The following is a 6,711-nucleotide window of genomic DNA, read 5'->3' as shown; positions in this document are numbered from 1 at the left end:
GCGCGCCGTTCGGCCCCGACGACGGAACGATAGCGCCGTGGTCGTATCTCGCATCGCTGCCCTTCGCGCCGGAAATCTGCCTGCCGGCGCTGCGCCATCTCAGAGAACGCCATCCTGAGGTAATCGACGGCTTCAGGATGCCGAGCGGCTTCAACCCGACGCTGGCGAACCGGCGGAAGTTCGGGCCGAGCGGCTGGATATCGGAAGCGCATTACGGACTGGACCAGGGCATCGCCGTGTTGATGATCGAAAACCACCGCTCGCGCCTGATCTGGGACCTGATGCGGTCGAGCCCGCATATCCGTCGCGGCCTGTGCAAGGCGGGGTTCAGCGGCGGCTGGCTGTCGCAGCCCGCCGCCGCCCAGGCTGGCTACCATGTCGGATGACAGTAAATAGCTGCTGCTCTCCCGATTCAACAGGATCGCTCGTAACGTGGCAGGCGCCAGGCGGCCGCGCCGCATCCAACGCTTGACGAAAGTGCTATTCGGCTAAAGAAGATTGGAGTGAAATGGCACGGGGCGGAACATTTCTGGATGTTGCCTAAAATAAAAACCGACTATGCGGTCCGGTTGCTGGCGCGGGGTTATATATGTCTGCCGCTTCGCGCCGGTGGCAAGCATCTCGACCTTGAGGCCATGGGGTATGATCCGCTGCATTTGCAGACCCTTCGCAAGGATCTGAAGGAACTCGCCTTCCGTTCCATTGCGTTCCAGCTGTCGCAGAAACCACCGACCGGCGGAGACATCGAGCGCTGGTTTCACGACTTCGCAGGAAATGTCGGCATATTGGGAGGATTTTCCAACCTGCTGATCCTGGATTTCGACAACGCCGCCGCATATCGCGGCTGGTTCAGCATCCATGGTGAAATTGCTAACCGCACACCGGTCGCTAGCTCCCCGAACGGCTTTCACGTCTATCTGAGGACACGTGAACCGACGGTATCATCCAGCCTGCATTTAGGTATGCGCCGGGTTGGCCACGCCAAGGCACTTGGCGGTTACGTGGTGGGCAGTCCCTCGGTGCTGAAGGACGGATCCTCCTATAGCTGGTTGGAGAACCAGTCGCCGTTCGATCTCGAACCGCAGCTGGTCGAGAACCTCGTCAGTCTTTCGCTTCGCCCAGTCTCGCCGCTCAAGCATTATTATGATCGTGTGCGAAACCGCGGTTTTTTCGAGCGACAGTGAGTAAATCAGAGGAAACGCGATTGGACATCACGGTCGTCATCCCGGCAAAGAATGCTGCCGCGACGATCGATGCCGCGCTGCACAGCCTGATGTCCGACAAAGATCTGATCGGCGAGGTCCTTCTGGTCGATGACGATTCCAACGATCAGACCGCGTCTGCCGCGATCGCAAGCGCGCAACGACACGGATTGCCGCTGGAGGTCGTCAGCGTCCGTCTCGGCAGTGCCGGCGCTGCGCGCAACGTCGGAATTGCGCGGGCCAGGGGCAAATCCATATTCTTCCTCGATGCGGATGACGAGTTGATAGAGGGAGGCCTGTCGCTTTTACATGACGCCCTCCTTCGCAATCCCGGGGCTGGCCTGTCGATCGGGGCCAGCATCCGTCGCACGAACGGGCGGCCGGACAAGCTCAAGACCCCGCACGGATACACCAGCGACAGAGCCCAAAACACCAGGCGATATCTTCTCAACGAGCTCTGGCCGATCGCCATGGGGAGCGCATTGGTCGCGGCATCAGCGACGGCCACCGTCCGCTTTCCGGAAGCCATCGGCCTCGACGAAGACACATGCTACTGGGTGGCCCTGCTCGCACGCTTCAATGTGGCGATCGTCTCCACTCCGGTGCTGCTCTATCATCACGACGAAACAAGAATGGCGCAGCGTTTCGTCCTTGCGCCGCGCAGGACGTTTCTTGCCATAGCGCTCGAACTGGACCAGCTGGCTAGATCGGGCGTCGAGCGGGGAGCCCTTCAATGGCGAAAGGCCTGGATCGCGCAGCGGATTTCACGGCAACTCGTCAGGCACAAAAGATACGCCGACGCGGCGGGCATGATGCGGGCCGTTCGTGCCCATAAAGCATCCGGCCGGAGCTGGAAGGCTTTGCAGTACAGCGCCCGTATCCACGTCGGAGCAATGATTGAAAAGCACACTCCAGATACGAGGTTTGCCACCCCAAATCACGGCAAAGAGCGGCGCACGCTGGTGCTGTCCTACGATCCGGCCTTCCCTCCTGCCTCGGGCGCCGATCTCAGGAACCATCGCAACGCCGTGGCCGCAGCAGAATTCGGGCCAGTCTGCCTTGTCTCGATCCGGCCGCAGGCCGATCCGTCGAAACCGGCCGATCACCGCATTCAAACGGCTGCTTTGACGATCGAGGGGGAGGCCCGCACGGCTTCAATCGGTTGGTGGAGGATCCGTGCCGAGAATCGAATTCCTCGCGCCTCACTGACGCGTCTCAAAGCTATGGTTCGCGAATTTTCGCCGGACAGCATCGTGGTCGAGGGCATCGGGCTATTCAAACTGCTACGGCCCTTGCGGTCATTGGCCGGGCAGCTCATTCTCGACATGCATAATGTCGAGTCGAACCTGGCGGGACAGTTGCGTCACGCTGGCGAGAAAAGGGCGACGCCTGCCATCGCCGGCGCCTTTGGCGTCAGGCGCCTCGAAAGAAAGGCGCTCGCCATCGTAGACAGGGCCTGGGTCTGCTCGAGGCAGGACCACGAAAGACTGGCGGCACTTTCGTCGCACAAGGTGCCGATCGACATCGTGCCGAACGGCATCCCTCGTTTCGAGGACAGTCCCGTGAACCTGCCGGCGGAGGCCGCGACCGATGACGAATTTCCGATCATCCTGTTCGTCGGCCATCTCGGATACCAACCGAACATCGATGCCGCCGAACGGCTGGCCGCCACCATCCTGCCGCGCATCCGGCAAAGACTGCCGAGCGCAAGACTGGTCCTCGCCGGCCGATATCCCAAGCCGGCCGTGAAAGCTCTGGCCGGACTGCAAGGCGTGGACCTCGTCGAAAATCCGGACGACATGAGGCCACTGCTGTCGCGCGCGCATCTCAGCATCATCCCGCTCTCGGCAGGCGGCGGCACGCGCATCAAGGTTCTCGAAGCGATGGCCTGGGGCATCCCGGTGATTGCGACGCCGCTGGCAGTCGAGGGCCTGGACCTGGTCGATAATGAAGAGGTGCTTCTATCGGATTCGGATGAAAGACTCGCCGACATGGCCATCGAGCTTTGCCTGGATCGCACGCGTAAGGCGAGCCAGCGCGTTCGCGCGCATGAAGCCGCATGGTCCAGGTTCGGCCCTGAGGCAATCTGCAACGCCGTCCGCGGCGGCTTTGGGCTGGACGATGCCGGCGCATGACACCCACGGTTTTTCCAATCACCGACCGATGAGCCCTCGATGATTCCGCCCATCCTGCACCAGACGTGGAAGACCGACAGCGTCCCTGCCCGCTTTCAGGGGTATGTCGAAAGCTGGAAACGGCACCATCCCGACTGGACAACGATGTTCTGGAGCGACCGGAGGCTGCTCGAGTTTGTCGCCGAGCATCATGCGGATTTCCTGCCGATCTTTTGCAGCTATTCACATGGTGTGCTGCGCGCCGATGCGGCACGCTATCTGCTCCTGTACCATTTTGGCGGGGTTTACGCCGACATCGACTGCGAATGCGTCGCCGCTTTCGATCCGATCATGAGCGAGGACCGGATCGTGCTATGCAAGGAACCGGATAGGCACGCGCTCGCCCAGGCAAAGTTTCGCGGCCTGCCCTATTTGCTGTTCAACGGCACAATGGCGAGCCCGCCCCGGCATCCCTTCTGGCTGCAGGTCTTGTCGCTGTTGCCGGGGCTGGTCCATGCTAAGGAAGCGCTCGACGCGACCGGCCCCTGTGTGCTGACCTCCGCGCAGCTCGGCTATGGCGACCAGGCGGCCTTCGCCATACACGCCTCGCCCTTGTTCACCCCAGTGGACTCGGTCGGGCGCACGGACATTCCAGCCGGCAGCGGAGCGCTGACGCTGTCGATCCATCACTGGGCGGGCACATGGTGGACGGCGCGGCCGGCAACGCGGTGGCGCGACAAGGTCCGCAGTCACGCCTACCGCTTGTGGCACCATCTGACACGCGGCGCGCATCTGGACGAGGCCGTGGCGAAGGGGAGCGTCAGCCAGGCGACGCTTTCGGCACCGCCGCCGTCAGGCTCGAATGTCGCCATTCTGGTGCCGCTGCGCGATGCCGCCGACCATATCCAGCCGTTCCTCGATGCGTTGCAGGCGCTCGACTATCCCAAGGACAGGATAAAGCTGGTCTTCTGCGAGGGCGACAGTTTGGACGGAAGCTGGGAAAGATTGCAGCCGGCAGTGGCGCCGCTTGCCGGCAGCTATCGTGGCGTCGTCCTGCTGCAAAAGCGTCTGGGCACGCGCTTTGACCGAGCGAAGCGAACGAAACCACGACAGCAGCGCGAGAGACGGGGCGCCATCGCCAAGGTGCGCAACCACCTGATCGATCATGGCCTGGATGCCGACGACGACTGGGCGCTGTGGATCGACATCGATGTATGGCGATTTCCAAGCGATGTCGTGAACCGGCTGATCGGGAGCGGGCATCGGATCGCGGTTCCCAACTGTGTAAAGATTGCCGGCGGCGACAGCTTCGACCTCAACAGTTTCGTCACCACACGGCCCGAAAGGGACTATCGCTACTATCGTGAAATGCGCGGCGGCCTTTACCAGCCGCCTGCCTATTCCGTCGGCCGCCTTCACCTCAGCGATGTTCGGCATCTCGAAAGCATCGGTCTCGATGGGGTCGGCGGAACCATGCTTCTTGTCGACGCCGCATTGCATCGTGGCGGTCTTCGATTCCCGGAAATTCCCTACCGCGATCTCATAGAAACCGAAGGCTTTGGCGCCCTCGCCAACGATCTGGGCATCAGGCCCGTCGGTCTTCCAAAGCTTGAGATACTCCATGTTCCGTGGTGATCAGGACTGATCGACGCTATTCGAGCTCCTCCCGGATCGGTTCCAGATAGGTTTGCGGCCGCAACCGTTGCCAAAGGTGGTCGCGATCGAGTCAGGTCAGGCTGGGCACATACCCTGAGATATAATCAGCTTGCCCCGCCTGCCTGGTTCGTTTGAGCGATATATCGTGCTTGCAACCGGCTTACTTAACCGGCGAACGTATAGGCGGTCTTCACCGTAGTGTAGAATTCCGCCGCGTAGCGGCCTTGTTCGCGCGGGCCGTAGCTCGATCCCTTGCGTCCGCCGAAAGGCACATGGAAGTCGACGCCCGCTGTCGGCAGATTGACCATTACCATGCCGGCCTCCGAATTGCGCTTGAAATGCGTGGCGTGCTTGAGGCTCGATGTGCAGATGCCCGACGTCAGCCCGAACGGCGTGTCGTTGGCCACCGCCAGCGCCTCGTCATAGTCCTTGACGCGGATGACGTTGGCGACCGGTCCGAAAATCTCCTCGCGTGAGATGCGCATGGCGTTGGTGGTTTCAGTAAACAGTGCCGGTTGCAGGTAGAAGCCGCGGGTTTCGCGATCGAGCCGCTCGCCGCCGAAGGCCAGATCGGCGCCTTCCTGGCGACCGATGGCGATATAGTCCTCGTCCTGTTTCAACTGGCTCTGGTCGACCACCGGTCCGATCTGGGTCTTCGCATCGAGAGCGTCGCCGACGACCAGCTTGCCCAGACGATCCTTCATCGCGTCGACGAAGCGGTCATGGATGCCATCCGTCACGACCAGGCGGGACGATGCAGTGCAGCGCTGGCCGGTCGAGAAGTATGCACCGTTGACCGCGCAGTCGACGGCGACGGCAATATCTGCATCGTCGAGCACGACAAGCGGGTTCTTGCCGCCCATTTCGAGCTGGAACTTGCGCATGTGCTCGACGCTGGCGGCGGCGACGCGCTTGCCGGTGCCGACCGACCCGGTGAAGGTGATGGCGTTGAGGTCAGGGCTGTCGAGCATGGCCTGGCCGACCACCGAACCCTTGCCCATGACGAGATTGAGCACGCCCTTCGGCAGGCCGGCGCGATGCAGGATGTCGACAATGGTCCAGGCGCTCTCCGGAACCAGCTCGGCCGGCTTGAAGACGATGGTGTTGCCATAGGCCAGGGCCGGGGCGATCTTCCAGGCCGGGATAGCGATCGGGAAGTTCCACGGCGTGATGATGCCGACGACGCCGACGGCTTCCCGCGTGATCTCGACACCAACGCCGGGCCGCACGCTTGGAACCAGCTCGCCCGACAGGCGCAGCGTCTCACCAGCAAAGAAATCGAAGATCTGGGCGGCCCGCACGGTCTCGCCAATGCCCTCGACCAGCGTCTTGCCTTCTTCGCGCGCCAACGCCCGGCCGATTTCATCTTTGCGCGCGGTGATCTCGTCCGACGCCTTCCTCAGCACCGCATGGCGTGCCAGCAGGCCCGATCGGGACCATGCCGGAAATGCTGCTTTCGCCGCCGCGATGGCCTGCAGGGCCTGCTCGGCGTCCCCCGATGCATATTCGCCGACCACGTCGTCGAGATTGGACGGGTTGATGTTGCGGGAGCCGGCATCGCCCACCCACTCGCCATCGATGAGGTTCTTTCGAATCGGGATCATGTCGCTGTCTTCCTTGTCGTCTTTCGATTGCCGTCTATCTGGACCACCGGCCGCCACACCGCAAGGCCGCCGCGGCAAAGTTCTCCTCCTCGACAGGCATGTGCTAAGCAGGTTTCGGAAAAGTGTCCCAGGGTT

General features: G+C 62.2%; 5 protein-coding genes. 4 read left to right on the top strand and 1 reads right to left on the bottom strand.

What is annotated here, in order from left to right:
* The 4 genes from E5W87_RS32730 to E5W87_RS32715 all read left to right on the top strand — a co-directional run.
* A partial coding sequence (locus E5W87_RS32730) for a glucoamylase family protein (protein WP_292407287.1) occupies nucleotides 1-386 on the top strand: 386 nt, incomplete at its 5' end.
* A gap of 117 nt (nucleotides 387-503) precedes the next feature.
* The gene (locus E5W87_RS32725; protein ID WP_292407285.1) at nucleotides 504-1,184 is read left to right on the top strand and encodes a bifunctional DNA primase/polymerase; all 681 of its coding nucleotides are present in this window, start codon (nucleotides 504-506) and stop codon (nucleotides 1,182-1,184) included.
* Between the two features lie 20 nt (nucleotides 1,185-1,204).
* Entirely contained in the window at nucleotides 1,205-3,337 is a 2,133-nt protein-coding gene (locus E5W87_RS32720) for a glycosyltransferase (RefSeq protein ID WP_292407282.1), read from the top strand.
* Nucleotides 3,338-3,376: 39 nt separating this feature from the next.
* Nucleotides 3,377-4,951, top strand: a complete 1,575-nt coding sequence (locus tag E5W87_RS32715; RefSeq protein WP_292407279.1) for a glycosyltransferase — start codon at nucleotides 3,377-3,379, stop codon at nucleotides 4,949-4,951.
* Nucleotides 4,952-5,136: 185 nt separating this feature from the next.
* Here the strand turns inward: E5W87_RS32715 and E5W87_RS32710 are convergent, their stop codons facing one another.
* Complete coding sequence (locus tag E5W87_RS32710; RefSeq protein WP_292407289.1) at nucleotides 5,137-6,573, bottom strand: aldehyde dehydrogenase family protein; 1,437 nt, start codon at nucleotides 6,571-6,573, stop codon at nucleotides 5,137-5,139.
* Between the last annotated feature and the right edge of the window lie 138 nt (nucleotides 6,574-6,711).

Source organism: Mesorhizobium sp. (genome assembly GCF_004962925.1).
GTDB lineage: Bacteria > Pseudomonadota > Alphaproteobacteria > Rhizobiales > Rhizobiaceae > Mesorhizobium.
Note: the sequence above shows the minus strand (reverse complement) of the source record. Positions and strands in the feature narration are given on the sequence as shown.